The organism is Ectobacillus soli (genome assembly GCF_042610425.1).
GTDB lineage: Bacteria > Bacillota > Bacilli > Bacillales > Bacillaceae_G > Ectobacillus.
The window spans coordinates 1,071,492-1,088,388 of record NZ_JBGJZM010000001.1 but is presented as its reverse complement, the minus strand read 5'-3'; the positions used below and the strand labels follow the sequence as shown (position 1 = coordinate 1,088,388).

The following is a 16,897-nucleotide window of genomic DNA, read 5'->3' as shown; positions in this document are numbered from 1 at the left end:
TCCTTTATTCACATTCATATTTATACGTTTCTTTTCCATAACCTCGTTCAATGACAATCGTCTCATTCGGATACAAAGTTCGAACTGCTATTCCTACTTCTTCTTCCTCTAACACAGAACCATCAATTATCATTCCAGCACATTGCGATTCCTTAGCAATTTGCACCGCCTTGGTTCGTTTCTTTGCAATAAACGTTACAGCTTGCACTGTCCGGCGTTCATCCCTAAATGGAATACCTACGTAATGCTTCCACCATGAACCTTGCAACGGTTCCGGCTCGGCTGTATGAATCCATTCAGTATACAGTGACTGATCTAATTCATATTGAATAAAAGCCCTTTTATGAAAACGAGCCCTCGTTACCCACCCAATTACTAGAATTACTAAAATAAGAAACAATATAGAAAGAGGGACAACTTGTTGAAGTAAGATATTGTATCTTTTCCAAAACGAAGCGTCCGATACTTCGAATGGAATAACAACACTGGCTTTTCCATATCGCTGACTTTCCAATTGTAACGATGCTTCTACCATACCTGTGTCTGTGAAATTAAATAGTTGAGAGAAATAAGCACGAGGATATACATATAGTTTCGTTCCTTTTTTTTCTATTTCTATGTTTACATGTTTAGTAAGAGAGAGGGTTGTATGTAATGTTGCTACGTCCTCTTCCGTCATCGGTTTCCCATCCAGAAGAGGCTGCACGATAATGGGAGGGCTGTTTGACAAATTAGCTACATTGTCTTTCCAATTTGACGTCAATAGCTGTAATGTGAAATTTGGCTTGCTAATAGGATGAATCCTAATTTCTTTCATTTGCTGATAAAATCCTTTAATACTCATTACCACATTTCCTTGCACAATTTCATTACCAACTGTAGTTGTGTATTGAAATGCTTTCCTTTCCTCATTCCACTTCATTTCATATGTTTGACCATTTTGTTTATAAGAGACTGTATAGTCGGTGGGATGAATAGGTAAATAAGTGGGTCTTGCTTCTATGATCGCTGTACTTCCCACATAGAGACTACCCTCACTTTTATTTAATTGATTTCCATTTTTCTCAAACAAATTGACTGTAAAATCAAGTGCAGGCTCTACAAGAACCTTCAAGCTTTTAGATGCATCTACTGGTTTTTCAAGCTGCAAAGTATACGTTCCAGGTTTCATGACAGACCCATCCGGATGTTCCACATGAACCACTGCACCGCCAAGCATTGGCATCTTCGGGGCGCTCATCAAAAACGGTCCCTCCGTCGTCGCCGCTTTATCAGACAGACCAACAATATTGTTAATATGTTCTTGCTCAACTACTGTAATACGGCGCATCGGAAACGGTGATACAAGCGAAATGGTTGTATCTTTTACAGTAAGCTTTAGCGCATCCTCTATATTTGAAAATGGATCACGATTGGATATGAGTGCCGCTGCTTCATTTACACTTCGAATAATTCCATCTTCCCCATCACTACTTATAACCAATCCATTTGTTGTCTGCTTCCAAATTTCTTTAAACGTATTCATCTGCTGACGTTCTTCATTGCTTATATTCGATTCCATAGTAATAAGAAGAGTATGAATCGAAATATGGTTATCATTCGTAAATTGCATAAAACTTTGAAGTGTATCTGTCATCATTTTTTTATTGGTAGCATATTGTGCTGGATTTGTAACTTGCAAATCGTTAAAGGCTCCGTCTGTAACAATCATAAACCAATACTCATCAGACTCGTTCCCTTTGATTTGACGTTTCATTGCTTCTATCGCTGTAACAACGGATTGAAAAGGAGTGTCTTTAAATTTGTCTATGGAACGAAGCTGATTGATTTCTTCTTGCCGCCGTTCAAGAGTGACAGCTATTTCTGAAGTTGGATTGCTCATTGCTACATAAGAAAACCGATCCTTACTATCAAGCAATCCAACAAAGCTTTGCAAAGCGTAATTGGCATATTTCCAGCGATCAACCTCTACATCTCCACTCGTTCGCATGCTGCCAGAATCATCATAGATGAGCATTACAGTTCTGCGTTTTCCTTCCCCTTCCGCCGCATGTGAATGAATAGGAATAAGGATCAAAAGAAGCAGCACACAAGTGGCAATCATTTGTTTTTTCATAGAAGAAGGCGCCACCTTTACATTGGAATAGCAATAGACAAAGTCTCTTGATTAAGCTTATGAATCTAATACAAGGATATGACTTGTATTTTGTTAAATGAGTCATAATAAAAACGCCTTCAGTTAGAAACCAAAGGCGTTTTTAGGGAAAAACTATTTATAATATCAATGAGAGAAGATTATTTAACGCGAGCTCCATATTCTTTTTCTAATTCTTTTCCAAGAAATTTTGCAACTTCTAGCATGCCGTATTTTCCAGAATTTGCTTCTGCATCTGAGTTATAATTTGTGTTCGTGTTGATATCATACGTATAGATTTCTCCTTTACTATCGCGTATAAACTCAATACCAGCAACAGAAATTCCGTTATTCGCCAAGACTGCTTTATATTTTTCAAGAATAGATTCATGAAATCCATCAATAACTTGAAATTTCGGTTTTTTATCTGATTCTTCACCAACTGGGCAAAATAGATCGCCGATTTGACACGCATCGGCAGGACATAACTGAAATCCTTCAGATGTATCAACGCGAACTGCGTATACAAATGTTCCTCCTACAAATTCACAACGCGTAATATATGACTCTGGTGATTGTATATATTCTTGGATAAGCGTAATACCGTCAACTGGTTCTTCAAATGCACTGCTTTCTACATATGCTTGCAAACTAGCAACTGTTTGAAACAATTGTACACCAAGACCTTTACCCGCACGATTATGTTTCGTAATGAAAGGCTGTCCTTCAAACTGCTTTGCAGCTTCTATTATTTGTTCCTTACCTACTGCCGCAATAGTTTTTGGTGTATGAATACCTTCTTTATTTAATGCCAAATATTGTGCGACCTTACTAACCTCTAATTGAAGAGCGCGACTACCATTAAACACTTTTCTACCATGGTGTTCTAACCATGCTATATAGGCTCCAGCAAGTTCCGGAGCATATCGATGACCGCGAGTATGAGAAGAGGCACTCATACGACTATAATAAATTCCTTCTGGAGGCTCAGCAGATAAATCAACTGTTCCTGCATTTAAATGCAATACTTCATATGGAAGTTTCAATTCATCTAAGCGTTTCGTTAAATGAATCGTCCATTCGTCATTTTCATGAATAATATAAATCTTTGCCATCTACAATTCCTTCTTTCCTTATAATGTAATCGCTTGTGCTCGTTTTTTTTCTACAATTGGCATTACTTGCTCTGAAAAACGTTGCATTTCTTCTAATTGTGGCGAAAATTGAAGAATGAGAAGATCGACTCCAACACGTTCGAATGCTAGGATTTGATCAGCAATTTGCTCTGGGGTTCCAATTAAATTCGGACGCAAACCACGATTTGAAACAGAATAATCATATAGCTTCACTTGTTGTTCAAGATGAGATTTGCTTACGAAATCATCGTAACCTGCATAACCACTAGAATCCTTAATATCCGTAATACGATCTAATTCAGCCTGTGCTTCTTCTGGTGTATCACGGCAAATAACATAAGCTGCCATACCAAATGTTTCAAACGGTGGTTTCCCCGCATTTTTACGACGTAGTTTCATATCAGCCACTTTCACTTCAATTTCTTCAGGAGTGCCACCATGCATTACATATGCATCCGTACCATTTACAATTACATTCTTACCTTTTTCACTCTCTCCACCTGCATAAAGGAGTGGATACGGTCGTTGAACAGGCTTAGGAGACAGTTTAGCATTTTCAATCGTATAATACTTACCATTATAACTAAATGTATCCTCTGTCCATAGTCCCTTTATAATATCTACAAATTCTTTTGTACGATCATATCGTTCATCATGTTCTGTAAATATACCGCCGTATTGACGCGCTTCCTCTGCCCACCATGCAGACACAATATTTAGTGAAAATCTTCCGTTACATATTTGATCGATGTTTGCTGCCATTTTTGCAATAACTGCTGGGTTGTGGTATCCAGGACGAATAGCAGTTAAAATTTCAATCCGTTCGGTTACCGCTGCAAGTGCTGCTGCTGTTGTCCACGCTTCTAATGAATCCTGATCAGGTCCTTTAATGTCATTTAAATATAGTTCTGCTATAAGAGTAACATCAAACCCCCATTTTTCACCAGATTGTATTACTGATTTTGCATACTCAAACGTCGCCGGCATATTTTCGTCCTCTACATTGCGAAGCCATCCTCCAAAAATCGGAAGCCAAAATCCATATTTCATAACTATTTCCCCTCTCTGTTTGCAAGTAAATACTAGAATAGAAAAAATAAATACTTCAATTAACCTACTGTACTATTTGCTCAGCTTGCTTTTTTAATTCAAACTCAGCATGGATCTTTTGAAGCAAATCACGATCAATGAGTAATCGATATCCCGTTAAGGCTAGCGCCTTTGCCCCTATAATCAAGGCCTGATCTCCTTGCTGGGAACAAGCAGCCTCACGAAACGCATCTGTATGAGCAACTAAATTATCATTTCCTATTTTTATATACGGATGAATGGTAGGAACTACTTGACTTACATTGCCAGCATCTGTAGATCCAATTCCCGTTCTCCCATCACGAAAAACAACCTCGCCTAGCTGCTCTAATTCATTAGCAACAATTTCATCAAACGTAGAATTTAATAATAGATTATCAATTTTGTTCTGGGTTTGCTCGATTTTTAAGGTTGCTCCGGTAGCAAGCGCTGCTCCTTTTGCAATATTAAACACTTTTTCAGTTACTCTCTCGCAAGCTACTCGGGTGTTTGCACGAATGAAAAAACGTGCGGATGCGTAGGCTGGAATAATATTAGGTGCATCACCGCCATTCGTAATAATACCGTGAATACGGACATCAGCTGATAATTGTTGACGAAGCGCATTTATACCATTAAATAAAGATAGAACTGCATCTAATGCATTGATTCCTTTTTCCGGACATGCAGCTGCGTGAGCCGAGACACCGTAAAAGTGAAAATCAAATGGGTTAACTGCAAGCGATTCACTCGTTGTCGACGTTTTATTATGAGGATGAATCATTAAACATGCAGACACATCTTTGAATAATCCAGCACTCACATAACTTCCCTTTGCACTTCCATTTGGTCCCCCCTCTTCTGCCGGTGTACCAAAAACAACAATTTCTCCTCCGGTCTCATCGATGACCTCAGCTACTGCAATTGCAGCTGCTACACTTGTTGTTCCTATAATATTGTGTCCGCAAGCATGACCAAGTCCAGGAAGTGCATCGTATTCAGCAAGATATCCAAGGGTAGGACCTGGTTTACCAGATTGCTTGCTTGCAATAAAACCTGTTTCATGTCCTGCAATATCTTTTGTGATTTCAAACCCTGCCTGCTCTAAAAGAGCAAGTAAGGTTTGGGAAGCAAAATATTCTTGATTTCCAATTTCAGGATTATTGTGGATAGTATGACTCGTATCAATATATACTGCTTCTGCTCTATTGATATTTTCAATAATTCTATTACGCTGTTCCTCCGCTTGTATTACAGACATATCAGCATCCCCTTTTTACAAGTTTTCAATATCCTTTACAGGAATAGACGTTGGAATTTGAGCCCCTTTATATGTTTCTTTAATGAAATTCGCAACCTCTTCTGTTTGATAAATGGCTACTAGCTTTTTCAAAGTTGGATCATCTTTACGCTTCGTTTGCGTTGCTATGATGTTTATATATGGTTTAGCCGTTTGATCTTCCCTGAAAATCGGATCTTTGCTCGGGTTAAATCCAGCATCAACTGCAATACCATTGTTTATGATGGAAGCTGCAACATCATCCATAGCACGAGGAGTTTGACCTGCAGCCACAGGAGTTATTTTTAAATTTTTAGGGTTTTCTACAATATTTTCTAATCCACCCTTACCATCAAAGCCTTGCTTTAATTTTATAAGCCCTGCTTTTTCTAAAAGAATGAGTCCACGTCCTAAATTTGTTGTGTCATTCGGCACTGCAATTTGATCCCCATTCTTCAAATCCTGTACACTTTTTATTTTTTTAGAATACAAGCCTAAAGGCGCGAGTACTGTCGTTCCAATTGCTGTTAGATCTAGATTACGATCTTTCTTAAAGGAATTGAAATACGCTACCGTTTGAAAAGCATTCACATCTACTTCACCATTGCTAAGTGCAAGGTTTGGTTGGATATAATCTGAAAACTTAACGATTTCAATATTAATACCTTCCTTTTTTGCTTTTTCTTTAACAAAATCCCAAACACGTGTATCAGATCCACTAATACCCACCTTAATTGTTTTTTCTACAGGAGTAGATGTTTTGTTACTGCATCCAGTTACAATTAGTAGAATGCTAGCTAGTACGAATAATAGTTTTTTCATGTTTAATCCCCTTTTCCTTTCATGAGTGAACCTCATAATACTTCTAACTCGTTTTTATTTTCCATAGTTCATATGCAGTAGGGTTATGGTAGGTTGATGTAATCCATGCTTTTTTAAGCTTATGTACATGTAATAATTCAACTCTTCTTTACATGAAGTAATCCCCTACTACAAATAAAAAACCTCTTTCTAGAAAATAGAAAGAGGTTGAAATGTTAACAAAAATATGAAAACATTTATAAACTCTTCTTATCTTCCAAGCACTTTTGCTTGCTGGAATTAGCACAGTATTCAAAGAGAATCCGCTGCCGAGGTATCATAGGGCCAGTCCCTCCACCTCTCTTGATAAGAATTCGGAAAATTTATTATATTTTGTAGAGTGTCTTTATTCTAATAATTTTGTAAAAGAAAGTCAATAGTTTTTACCCATTAATTTTATCGGATTTTACTGAATTTTATCATATGCATAAAAAAAAGAACACCTTGTAGGTGCCTTTCGTTAAATCGTATTCCGATTTTAATTGGCAGTTACCTGCTTTGACATCCTATCTATCTCATTAAGATGCTGTTCCGATAATTTGAATCCAAGCGTCCCGATATTTTCCTCTGCATGTCGAATCTTCGATGCTCCTGGAATCGCCACCACTGTGTCTCCGTGAAAATGAATTAACCAATTTAATGCAATTTGACTGGTTGTTACGTTATATTCTAAAGCTAGTTTATCTAGAAGATCAATGAGTGGCTTTGTTTTTGCAAGACCTGTAGGTTTGAAATAGGATAAATATTTCCGAGGTCCTGTAATTTTTTTCACAAGTTCTGGATTTTTATGAAACTTGCCCGATAATATTCCTTGTTCAAGTGGAGAATACGCAATAATCGTAATGCCTAGCTCTTTAGCAGCATCCATAATACCGTTTTTCTCAATGCGACGATCAAGTAAGCTATACTTCACCTGATTAGAGGCAAGTGGGTATCCGAACTCCTGCAAAACCGTATGAGCTTCCCTCATTTTTGATTCATTAAAATTACTTACGCCTGCATAACGGATTTTTCCTTCCTTTATGAGCGAAGCCATTGCAATTAACTGTGAGCGAACATTTGAAAGTGCATAGGGTTGATGAATTTGATACAAGTCTATTGTGCGGCCTTTTAAAGCATGTATTCGATTATCGATTGTAGCAGTAATACTACTAGCAGATCGAAATAGTGGCCACCACTTCGTTGCAACTAGAGCATCCTTTGCTTCTTCACCAAGCATTACCAAAGCTTCTGCTAATGCTTCCTCTGACTGCCCTTTTCCATATACTTCAGCGGTATCAAACCAATTGATTCCACCTTGCAAACTAGTCTTGACAATGTTACGAATGTCGTCCTGCGATAAAACTGGCCAAAACCGACCTACCATACCGCTCCCTTTACTAAATTGCCAACATCCAAGACCAAGTGCGGAAATCTCCAATTCTGTTTTTCCGAGTGTTCGAAGCGGTATAGCCGTTTGGTTTAGCATTTGTTTCCCCTCATTTCAATTGTGTATGCACAAATAAGCATAGCATAAGTGACCGAAAGAGCGCACTTTAAACACATTATCTCTTGCATCATGAAATTTGGTTTTTCGTCCCTGTTCTTCGTTTTATAAATAGGATAAGGGCAATTAAGAAAACGAGAACAATACTAGCTGCCGTTACAATATGCTGAACATTAGGTACAGTAATCGCCATTGTCACTGTATTTTCACTAGTAGGATCAATTTGCCATTCCAAATCCTTCCCATCAAAAGATACATCATTCGCATTTGAAGTAATTGCTTTGACAGGGAGAGATACTTTCACACGCAAATCAAGGTTTTGTCTGATTTGACTTGCTACAAATGATGGGGCAGACTGAGCAGCCTTAAATTGCTTGTTTATTGTTTGTAATAAATTATTATAATAGCTTGAAATGTTCAGCTTACCCGTAACGTAATACACCGAATAAAAATACTTATCCACTTGCTCTGTATGAAACGAAATAAATTCATTATTTTCAAGTGTTGCTTTAGACGCAGCATGGGCAACACCAGATTGTTTTGGTTCAAGTCCAATACTCTCCAAATGCTTCGATGCCTGAAAACCAAACTCACTTTGGCTTTCAAATGGCTTGATTACAAACCCATTATTGTGTAATTCATCTTCTAGCGTCGTAAATGGATTGTAAGTTCCAATATATGCTTTGACTTGTTGCTCTAGTCCAAATGTTAAATCAGCATCAGCACTTCCATTTTCATGAACCGTAATATGTGCTTGTCCAGATGCACATCCGCTTACTAATATACTTAGAAAACAAATAAGAATGATTGCTAAAAAAGACTTCTTCGAATACATTGAAATCCTCCTTTCACTGGAAATAATGGTCCTTTTAAAAAAGGAGATACGTACATAGTTAGATATACAAACATTATTATAGCAAGTCCATATACTATATGGTAGCTCAAAAGAGAGGAGGAAAAAAGATGAATAAGCAAGATTGTTATCATCTTTGCCATCAATACAATGGCAAAATTGTACACATTCGCGATATAGAGGGTTCCTACCATGTAGGAAGAATTACAAAAATTACAGATAATTCTGTTTGGATTGAGCCCGTTAGCAAGCGACCATACAATGGTGGTTTTGGCTACGGTCCAAGATACAGTGATGAAGATTATTATGGCTATGACAATACCCGATACGATGGGTATGGCTATGATTACAATGGGGAATTCGGCTTAGAACTTGCCTTTGGGTTTATTGTCGGCATTACACTTGCAGCCTTATTCTTTTTTTAATCAATCATAACTACAATTAATAATACTCCCTTCAGTAAGATTATGAACATTACTGAGGGAGACTTCCTTTATTTTTTACATAGGAACGAACGATGACCAAGTACGTGTTGATATTTTGCTATGATTTTTTCATGTTTTTCCAATAAGTCCATATAGGAAGGGGGAATGCTCGGGGAAACGTCCCAACTTGGTACTTCCTGTGCCGAGTGCAACATAGTAGCAATTGTACTCCCCTCAACCATTCTTATATCAGAAAAGCCGGATTGCTGCAAATAATAGTACCACTGCATCGAGGTTAGAAATTCCTTTGTACCATAAACACTACGAAGTTCATCCTGCTCTTCCTGACGGAGTTGTCGTTCCACACACATCTCAATACAAGCTAGATATCCCCCTGGCCGTAAGACACGCCTAAGTTCTGCAATTGTTTGTTGTACGTTTGTAAATGCAATTACTGACTCTGACAAAACAACATCGAATGTTCCGCTGTTAAATGGAAGTGCTTCCACCGTGCCTTGTAGGAGAGAAATCGTTGCACATTCTCTTAAGATATTTTGTTTCGCTTTAGCTATCATAGTTGGATTTAAATCAATTGCCACAGTATGGCACCCATATTTATTTGCAATGTTTATAGCCGTCCTTCCTGTGCCACAACCAGCATCTAATACGGAGCATTGTGAGGAGAGAGGGAGATAGCTAAGTAAGTGGGTGGTTAGAGAAAAGCCTCCCGGATGTGCACTACTTACACCAAGTTGTGCCAATAAATCTAAATACAGATTTTCCACATGAATCACCCTTATTCTAAACTCCTACCATTTGTATGTAGCGAAAAGAAAAATGTGCACAAAAAAACAGGGAGTATACACCCCCTGTTTTTCACAACCATGTGAATTTTAGTGTTCTTCTACATAAGCCCATTTGTATGAGTAGTCGCCGCCAAAGTTATGTTTTACGATACCTTTTACATACGGACGTTGTGCATAGGAATCACCACGTTGATAAATTGGTGCAATAGCTGCATCGTCTAACAATAATTTTTCAGCATTAGCCAATTGATCTAGGCGATCTTTTGGATTTGCAAGCAATGTAGTTTTAGCATCATTGATAATTTTATCGTATGCAGGATTAGAATAGCTCATTTCATTCATTGCATTCTTACTATCAAACATATCTAGGAACGTCATTGGATCTGGGTAATCAGCACCCCAACCAGCTAATGAAAATTCATAATCTTGTTTTGATTCAAGTTCTAATTTTTGTTTGAATGGTTGTTGTTTGATGTTAACTGTTAAACCTGGTAAATTCTTTTCCAATTGATCTTTAATATATTCACCAGTTTTCTTAGCAGTTTCTGTATCATAGTTTAAGAATTCTAAAGTGATTTTGTCTGTGCCAAGATCTTTCTTAGCAGCATCAAAGTATTCTTTTGCTTTTGCTGTATCCGTTGATAATAGATTTCCTTTATTATCACGGAAATCCTTACCGCTAGAATCTTTAACTAAATCTTTAGGAACTAGGTAATCAGCAGATACAGAACCATCATTTAAGATTACGTTAGCTAGTCCTTTTTTATCAAATGCCATTGAGATTGCTTTACGCAAGTTTTTGTTTGCTAATTGTGTATCTTTTCCATTACGTTTTTCATTCAAACGTAGGAAATAAGTTGATGCAAGTTGTTCTGTAACAAATTGGTCTTTTTGTCCTTTGTATTTATCAACGAATTCTGAAGATAGTCTAACGCGATCTACTTGGTTTGATTCATACAAGTTAACACCAGTCGCAACATCTTTTACAACATTTACGTTAATATCTGTTAATTTTACTGTTTTGTTATCCCAGTATTGATCATTTTTCTTATATGACCAAGATTGTTCATGTTTCCAATCAGATAGAACAAATGGTCCATTATATAATGTAGTACTTGCTTCTAAACCAAATTTATCTCCTTGCGCCTTCACGAATTTTTCGTTAAGAGGATAGAACGTTCCAAACGAAGTTAATTCAAGGAAATAAGGAACTGCATTTTCCAATTGTACTTCCAATGTATTGTCGTCAATTGCCTTTACACCTAACGTGTCAAGTGATGCTTTACCTTGATTAATTGCTTGTGCATTCTTTATATCAAACATGATATAAGAATATTCTGCCTTTGTCGCAGGATCAACCGCACGCTTCCAAGAATAAACAAAGTCTTTTGCAGTGACAGGATCTCCATTCGACCATTTCGCATCTTTGCGAAGTTTGAATGTATACGTTTTGCCGTCATCACTCTTTGTATACGATTCTGCTACCCCTGGAGTTGGTTTTTGATCCTTATCCAAACGGTAAAGACCTTCCATAACGTTATTCATAACGATAAAGGAAACTTGATCCTTTGCCAGCGTAGAATCCATAGAAGGAATTTCTGCACTATCCGTTAAATTTAATACTTGCTTTGCTGCTAACTTTCCTGTGCCACTGTTTGCTGTGTTGTTATCTTTTGTACCGCAAGCACTTAATGCCAAGCTGGCAACAAGCACAGGCGCAACTACAGCTGTGATCTTTTTCTTATTCATTCGGGTACCCTCCTTGATTATATGTATCTTTTGTCAAATAGAAGTTTTCTTACATCTCACAATAATTCTACTAGTAAAATTATCTGAAAATTTCTATTACTACACATTCTACTAAATTCTAGAGATTTGTAAAGTACTATTATAAAAAAAATACATTTTTGTCGATTTTACATATCAATCATCACATTTTATCCACAAAAAGGTAAGCATATATACAAACACTTCATATATTGTATAATATATACTTATAATACAAAAAACGGAATATAATATTTTTCGAATAATTCCGAATCATTTCCCCGCTTTAATTATAGAAGATATGGTCGAATTATATGTCTTACACCTCCAGATGCTATCAACATTTACAATGTATACTATTCCCCTTCGTTCCTCATGTTATGAATCGGATTCATAATTTTTTCTCTATATTAATAAGGAAAGCAGACCGTTAATAGGCCTGCTTTCGAAATTCAAAAATATGTTGAAAATTATACAATTATGAATATTACTTGAAATCGTTTTACAACCCTATTGAGCTATATTTAGACATACAATTGTTCCACTCTTTTTTGAATATCCGCATCTTCAAGATATTCATCATACGTAGTTTGTTTATCCATCATACCATTGGATCCTATCTCAATAATACGATTTGCTATAGTTTGTACAAATTGATGGTCATGAGACGTAAATAAAATCGTTCCTTTGAACGCAATTAAACCATTATTTAATGCTGTAATTGACTCCAAATCCAAATGGTTCGTAGGCTCATCTAGAGATAATACATTCGCACCGCTTAGCATCATTTTGGAAAGCATGCAGCGGACCTTCTCTCCTCCAGAAAGGACCTTTGCTTTTTTCATTACTTCTTCACCAGAAAAGAGCATTCTACCTAAAAATCCACGTAAGAAGCTTTCTGATTCATCTTCAGGAGAGAATTGACGTAACCATTCTACTAGCGTCAATTCATTATTTTCAAAGAAAGAAGCGTTGTCTTTTGGAAAATAGGCTTGCGTCGTAGTTACACCCCATTTATAAGTGCCACTATCTGGCTCTAATTCACCTGATAATATCTTAAATAGAGTTGTATTTGCAAGTTCATTACGTCCTACAAAGGCAATTTTGTCTCCCTTATTTACAGTAAAACTCACATTATTAAGAACCAATTCGCCATCAATCGTCTTGGATAGTCCTTCAACCTGAAGCAAATCATTACCAACTTCACGATTTTGAGTAAAGCCAACAAACGGATAACGACGAGAGGATGGTCGTATATCATCAAGTGTTATTTTGTCTAATAATTTTTTACGCGACGTCGCTTGTTTTGCTTTCGATGCATTGGAACTAAATCTAGCGATGAAACCTTGAAGTTCCTTTATTTTCTCTTCTTTTTTCTTATTCGTATCCTGAGACATTTTTAATGCTAGTTGACTTGATTCATACCAAAAGTCATAATTCCCTACATATATTTGCAAACGTCCATAATCTAAATCAGCCATATGTGTACAAACTTTATTCAGAAAGTACCGATCATGCGAAACAACAATTACAGTGTTTTCAAAATTAAGAAGAAAATTTTCAAGCCAACGTACCGCTTTTATGTCCAAATAGTTGGTAGGTTCATCTAAAAGTAGAATGTCAGGCTTACCAAATAATGCTTGCGCTAATAATACTTTCACCTTTTCAGCACCTGTTAGCTCAGCCATCTTCTTTTGATGTAGTTCTTCGTCTATTCCAACACCTTTAAGTAATATAGCGGCGTCTGCTTCAGATTCCCAACCGTTCATTTCTGCAAATTCCGCTTCCAATTCTGCCGCACGCATACCGTCTTCATCCGTAAAGTTTTCCTTCATATAGATTGCATTTTTTTCTTGCATAACCTCATATAAACGAGAATGGCCCATTATAACTGTGTCAATTACTGCATAATCATCAAATTCAAAGTGATTTTGTTTTAAAACAGCAAGACGCTCTCCAGGGGTAATAAATACATCTCCAGTATTAGGCTCAATTTCACCAGATAATACTTTAATAAACGTAGATTTTCCAGCTCCATTTGCGCCAATCAGACCATAACAATTTCCTGGTGTAAACTTTATATTTACATCTTCAAATAATTTTCGGTCTCCGTATCGTAAACTTACATTGCTAACTTGGATCAATGTTAATTTCCTCCAGACATTTTGAGTTACAGTATTATTGTACTATACGTAGCAATTGAGCGTAAACTACATAAGAAATACAAAAAGACATTTATACGCTTTGTACAAATGTCTTTTTACTAATGAAAGTAGTAAGAATACCCCATGAGTCAACACCTTTGGCCATTTTCTTATGCAATTATAAATTTAAAGATTGAAAAAATTCGGTTAAGCTAATACCCAATGCTAAACAAATTTTTTGTAAAGAAGAAATCGTAGGTCCGCGTTGCCCTCGCTCTACCATACCAATAAAATTCTTATGAAGATTAGATTGTTGAGCAAGGTCTGCCTGTGAAAGTCCATTTTTCATTCTTTCCAATTTTATCGTATTCCCTATTTTGATGAGTAACATCTCTTCTTTTTCCATTGCAATCACCCGAATATACTTTATATTACTAAAAAACAAAATCACATACATTCTAAAAAAAAGATTAGACAATACATACTAAAATAATATTAAACACCCTATCGTTATCAAAGTCATAGCAATCAAATCCAACTCTATCATATACTATATTTATCATATACCAAATTCTTTCGTATTCACAATACTTATATTATTAAGTTCACCTACACTCATATACATGTAGTTAAAAATTTATAACGAGTCGTATACAAAACATTTTCATTTCGTATCATTTTCACTAGAGAAAGAGATTTCTAACTTTTCCTTTAAATCATAATATGCTTCTATTAGCCAAGGATGAATGACCTGGTATTGATTTCTTCTTTCCCATACATATGTAATGTAACAATATGCGGCATGCTCTAATGATTTTTGCCATTCCATATGAATTGCTGCAATATATGGTGGATTTCCAATTTTACCCCATTTTATTTTATCTGCTACGAATAAAATGAGGTCTTGTTTTTTACATTTTTTCTTTAATGTTGTGTGACACTCTAAAGCACTTAATACTTCCTTATTATCTATTTGAAACAGTTCTTGAGCAAGTGCCGCCGATAATTTCTGATATAGTAGATATGGAAATTGGGTTTCTTCGGGTAATACAGCTATATTCAAATCAAGAACAGCTTCCATAATATTTTCCTTAGGAATGACAGAGCTTATATCATGTAAATAACCTGTAATATGTGCGTTTTTTTCATTAGTATGGAAAAGATTCGCTAGGTTTCTACATTCCTCTGCGACATCGACAGAATGCAAAAACAGGGGTAGGGCATTAAAATGTTTGTAAAAGGACTCCACGTCTTTTTCTAAATTCCCCGTAATATCCATTTCGTTTTTTAATGTTGTAATCCAACTCAATCCCATCCCTCTTTTCTTCAATATGAAATTTTGATGAAAATGCCATTAATTCCATTATAATCCTTGTCAATGGATTTTTGTGTTTAGCTTATATAAAGATTTATGTATTTTAGTTTTCTTATTTCAAATGTAATATTTTTCTATATCTATTATAGGAGTCTACTTGTACATTGTTTTACATGAAAACATACTTCAGTTATAATAATTGCTATTCACGCGGTGAAGAGGCATAAATTTACTGAGTACCGATTGTGTTTCTCAGTGAAACTTACTATAAATACAATAGTACCTACATAATGAAAGGATGAATAGATAATGGAAGAATCTCGAATTGAATTTGCTATGTTTGCCGGAGGATGCTTCTGGTGCATGGTCAAACCATTTGATGAATTACCAGGTATTGTAAGAGTAGTTTCTGGTTATTCTGGTGGAAGTGTTGACCATCCTACCTATGAGCAAGTGAAAAGTGGGACGACAGGACATTACGAAGTTGTGCAAATACAGTTCGATCCTACTATATTTCCTTATGAAAAACTGCTAGAACTTTATTGGCCACAAATTGATCCAACCGATGATGGTGGACAATTTTTTGATCGTGGAACGCAGTATCGAACTGCAATTTTCTACTATTCTAATAAACAAAAGGAACTAGCGGAAGAATCGAAGCAGGCAGTAGAACGTAGCGGTCGCTTTCAAAAGCCTGTTGTCACAAGCATTCTTCCTGCCGACACGTTTTTTGAAGCAGAAGAATATCATCAACATTTTTACAAGAAAAATCCCGAAAAATACAAACAAGAACGTATAGAATCCGGACGCGCTACATTTATTGAAAAAAATTGGAAGAACTAACTGTTCACAGGAACAATCACAAATAAGGAAGGTGCAATCTTTTGCACCTTCCCTATTGTTTACTAAGCTAAGTATGCTTCCTTTACAATTTCATCCTTCAATAGTTCGGAACCTTTTCCTACCATTTTAATTTCACCAGTTTGAATTACATATCCGCGATGAGCGATTTGAAGGGCTTGGTAAGCATTTTGTTCCACAAGAAGAATTGTCATTCCCTCTTTATTTAAATCTTTTATAATTTCGAATATTTGCTCTACAATAATAGGAGCCAGACCCATAGAGGGCTCATCTAGCATTAATAAATGCGGTTTACTCATCAATGCTCTTCCAATGGCAAGCATTTGTTGCTCCCCGCCACTCATCGTACCTCCTTGTTGATCGAGACGTTCCTTTAACTTTGGAAAATAATAAAACACCTGTTCTATCCGTTCCTTTACTACCTTTTTATCTTTAACAGAGAAAGCACCCATTTCTAAATTTTCCAGAACAGAAAGTCGGGAAAAAATCCGGCGTCCTTCTGGTACGTGAGCAATACCGGACAGCGCTGTAAGATGTGGCAGTTGTTTTGTTATATTGTTTCCTTCAAATGTAACCGTTCCATCCTTTGGAACCACCTGTCCACTTATTGTTTTTAATGTCGTTGATTTTCCAGCCCCATTGCTGCCAATCAACGTCACAATTTCCCCTTTTTCAACGCTAATGGTAACCCCTTTTAATGCATGAATTCCACCATAGTATGCATGAACATTATTCATTTGTAGCATTGCTTCTATTCCTCCT

General features: G+C 36.4%; 15 protein-coding genes and 1 riboswitch. Of the genes, 2 read left to right on the top strand and 13 right to left on the bottom strand.

Annotation, left to right across the window (positions count from 1 at the left end; all coding sequences use genetic code 11):
- Positions 1-4: 4 nt before the first annotated feature.
- The 7 genes from ACAN53_RS05720 to ACAN53_RS05690 form a co-directional block, all read right to left on the bottom strand.
- Entirely contained in the window at positions 5-2,116 is a 2,112-nt protein-coding gene (locus tag ACAN53_RS05720; RefSeq protein WP_379967935.1) for a VWA domain-containing protein, read from the bottom strand.
- A 179-nt stretch (positions 2,117-2,295) separates the two neighbouring features.
- The gene (locus ACAN53_RS05715) at positions 2,296-3,249 is read right to left on the bottom strand and encodes an ATP-grasp domain-containing protein (protein ID WP_379967933.1); all 954 of its coding nucleotides are present in this window, start codon (positions 3,247-3,249) and stop codon (positions 2,296-2,298) included.
- Between the two features lie 18 nt (positions 3,250-3,267).
- Complete coding sequence (locus tag ACAN53_RS05710) at positions 3,268-4,320, bottom strand: LLM class flavin-dependent oxidoreductase (protein ID WP_379967931.1); 1,053 nt, start codon at positions 4,318-4,320, stop codon at positions 3,268-3,270.
- A 64-nt stretch (positions 4,321-4,384) separates the two neighbouring features.
- Complete coding sequence (locus ACAN53_RS05705) at positions 4,385-5,599, bottom strand: M20 family metallopeptidase (protein WP_379967929.1); 1,215 nt, start codon at positions 5,597-5,599, stop codon at positions 4,385-4,387.
- 15 nt (positions 5,600-5,614) lie between these two features.
- Positions 5,615-6,439 (bottom strand): MetQ/NlpA family ABC transporter substrate-binding protein, encoded by an 825-nt coding sequence (locus ACAN53_RS05700; protein ID WP_379967927.1) that lies wholly within the window; start codon positions 6,437-6,439, stop codon positions 5,615-5,617.
- Positions 6,440-6,685: 246 nt separating this feature from the next.
- Positions 6,686-6,791, bottom strand: a riboswitch (SAM riboswitch).
- A gap of 165 nt (positions 6,792-6,956) precedes the next feature.
- Positions 6,957-7,946 (bottom strand): aldo/keto reductase, encoded by a 990-nt coding sequence (locus tag ACAN53_RS05695; protein ID WP_379967925.1) that lies wholly within the window; start codon positions 7,944-7,946, stop codon positions 6,957-6,959.
- An 88-nt stretch (positions 7,947-8,034) separates the two neighbouring features.
- Positions 8,035-8,799 (bottom strand): hypothetical protein, encoded by a 765-nt coding sequence (locus tag ACAN53_RS05690; RefSeq protein WP_379967923.1) that lies wholly within the window; start codon positions 8,797-8,799, stop codon positions 8,035-8,037.
- 128 nt (positions 8,800-8,927) lie between these two features.
- Here ACAN53_RS05690 and ACAN53_RS05685 point away from each other — a divergent pair, with 128 nt between their 5' ends.
- Complete coding sequence (locus ACAN53_RS05685; RefSeq protein ID WP_379967921.1) at positions 8,928-9,242, top strand: hypothetical protein; 315 nt, start codon at positions 8,928-8,930, stop codon at positions 9,240-9,242.
- Positions 9,243-9,310: 68 nt separating this feature from the next.
- On the opposite strand, the gene ACAN53_RS05680 is transcribed toward ACAN53_RS05685, so the two are convergent.
- The 5 genes from ACAN53_RS05680 to ACAN53_RS05660 all read right to left on the bottom strand — a co-directional run bounded on the left by ACAN53_RS05680 (position 9,311) and on the right by ACAN53_RS05660 (position 15,268).
- Positions 9,311-10,027: a class I SAM-dependent methyltransferase gene (locus ACAN53_RS05680; protein WP_379967919.1), complete on the bottom strand. Its 717-nt coding sequence runs from the start codon at positions 10,025-10,027 to the stop codon at positions 9,311-9,313.
- A gap of 108 nt (positions 10,028-10,135) precedes the next feature.
- Positions 10,136-11,797 (bottom strand): peptide ABC transporter substrate-binding protein, encoded by a 1,662-nt coding sequence (locus ACAN53_RS05675; protein ID WP_379967917.1) that lies wholly within the window; start codon positions 11,795-11,797, stop codon positions 10,136-10,138.
- Between the two features lie 542 nt (positions 11,798-12,339).
- Positions 12,340-13,959 carry an ABC-F family ATP-binding cassette domain-containing protein gene (locus tag ACAN53_RS05670; protein WP_379967915.1) on the bottom strand — a complete coding sequence of 540 codons (1,620 nt, stop codon included), beginning with the start codon at positions 13,957-13,959 and terminating at the stop codon, positions 12,340-12,342.
- Between the two features lie 178 nt (positions 13,960-14,137).
- Positions 14,138-14,365 (bottom strand): helix-turn-helix domain-containing protein, encoded by a 228-nt coding sequence (locus tag ACAN53_RS05665; RefSeq protein WP_379967913.1) that lies wholly within the window; start codon positions 14,363-14,365, stop codon positions 14,138-14,140.
- 258 nt (positions 14,366-14,623) lie between these two features.
- On the bottom strand, positions 14,624-15,268 hold the full coding sequence (locus tag ACAN53_RS05660; protein ID WP_379967911.1) for an HD domain-containing protein: 645 nt from the start codon (positions 15,266-15,268) through the stop codon (positions 14,624-14,626).
- A gap of 315 nt (positions 15,269-15,583) precedes the next feature.
- Here ACAN53_RS05660 and msrA point away from each other — a divergent pair, with 315 nt between their 5' ends.
- Complete coding sequence (gene msrA / locus ACAN53_RS05655) at positions 15,584-16,117, top strand: peptide-methionine (S)-S-oxide reductase MsrA (protein WP_379967909.1); 534 nt, start codon at positions 15,584-15,586, stop codon at positions 16,115-16,117.
- Between the two features lie 62 nt (positions 16,118-16,179).
- Here msrA and ACAN53_RS05650 read toward each other — a convergent pair whose 3' ends face one another.
- Positions 16,180-16,881 carry an ABC transporter ATP-binding protein gene (locus tag ACAN53_RS05650; protein ID WP_379967907.1) on the bottom strand — a complete coding sequence of 234 codons (702 nt, stop codon included), beginning with the start codon at positions 16,879-16,881 and terminating at the stop codon, positions 16,180-16,182.
- Between the last annotated feature and the right edge of the window lie 16 nt (positions 16,882-16,897).

Excerpts from the sequence above, each read along its gene's own strand:
- ACAN53_RS05720 (WP_379967935.1), bottom strand. The coding sequence starts at position 2,116 with ATGAAAAAACAAATGATTGCCACTTGTGTGCTGCTTCTTTTGATCCTT.
- ACAN53_RS05715 (WP_379967933.1), bottom strand. The coding sequence starts at position 3,249 with ATGGCAAAGATTTATATTATTCATGAAAATGACGAATGGACGATTCAT.
- ACAN53_RS05710 (WP_379967931.1), bottom strand. The coding sequence starts at position 4,320 with ATGAAATATGGATTTTGGCTTCCGATTTTTGGAGGATGGCTTCGCAAT.
- ACAN53_RS05705 (WP_379967929.1), bottom strand. The coding sequence starts at position 5,599 with ATGTCTGTAATACAAGCGGAGGAACAGCGTAATAGAATTATTGAAAAT.
- ACAN53_RS05700 (WP_379967927.1), bottom strand. The coding sequence starts at position 6,439 with ATGAAAAAACTATTATTCGTACTAGCTAGCATTCTACTAATTGTAACT.
- ACAN53_RS05695 (WP_379967925.1), bottom strand. The coding sequence starts at position 7,946 with ATGCTAAACCAAACGGCTATACCGCTTCGAACACTCGGAAAAACAGAA.
- ACAN53_RS05690 (WP_379967923.1), bottom strand. The coding sequence starts at position 8,799 with ATGTATTCGAAGAAGTCTTTTTTAGCAATCATTCTTATTTGTTTTCTA.
- ACAN53_RS05685 (WP_379967921.1), top strand. The coding sequence starts at position 8,928 with ATGAATAAGCAAGATTGTTATCATCTTTGCCATCAATACAATGGCAAA.
- ACAN53_RS05675 (WP_379967917.1), bottom strand. The coding sequence starts at position 11,797 with ATGAATAAGAAAAAGATCACAGCTGTAGTTGCGCCTGTGCTTGTTGCC.
- ACAN53_RS05665 (WP_379967913.1), bottom strand. The coding sequence starts at position 14,365 with ATGGAAAAAGAAGAGATGTTACTCATCAAAATAGGGAATACGATAAAA.
- msrA (WP_379967909.1), top strand. The coding sequence starts at position 15,584 with ATGGAAGAATCTCGAATTGAATTTGCTATGTTTGCCGGAGGATGCTTC.
- ACAN53_RS05650 (WP_379967907.1), bottom strand. The coding sequence starts at position 16,881 with ATGCTACAAATGAATAATGTTCATGCATACTATGGTGGAATTCATGCA.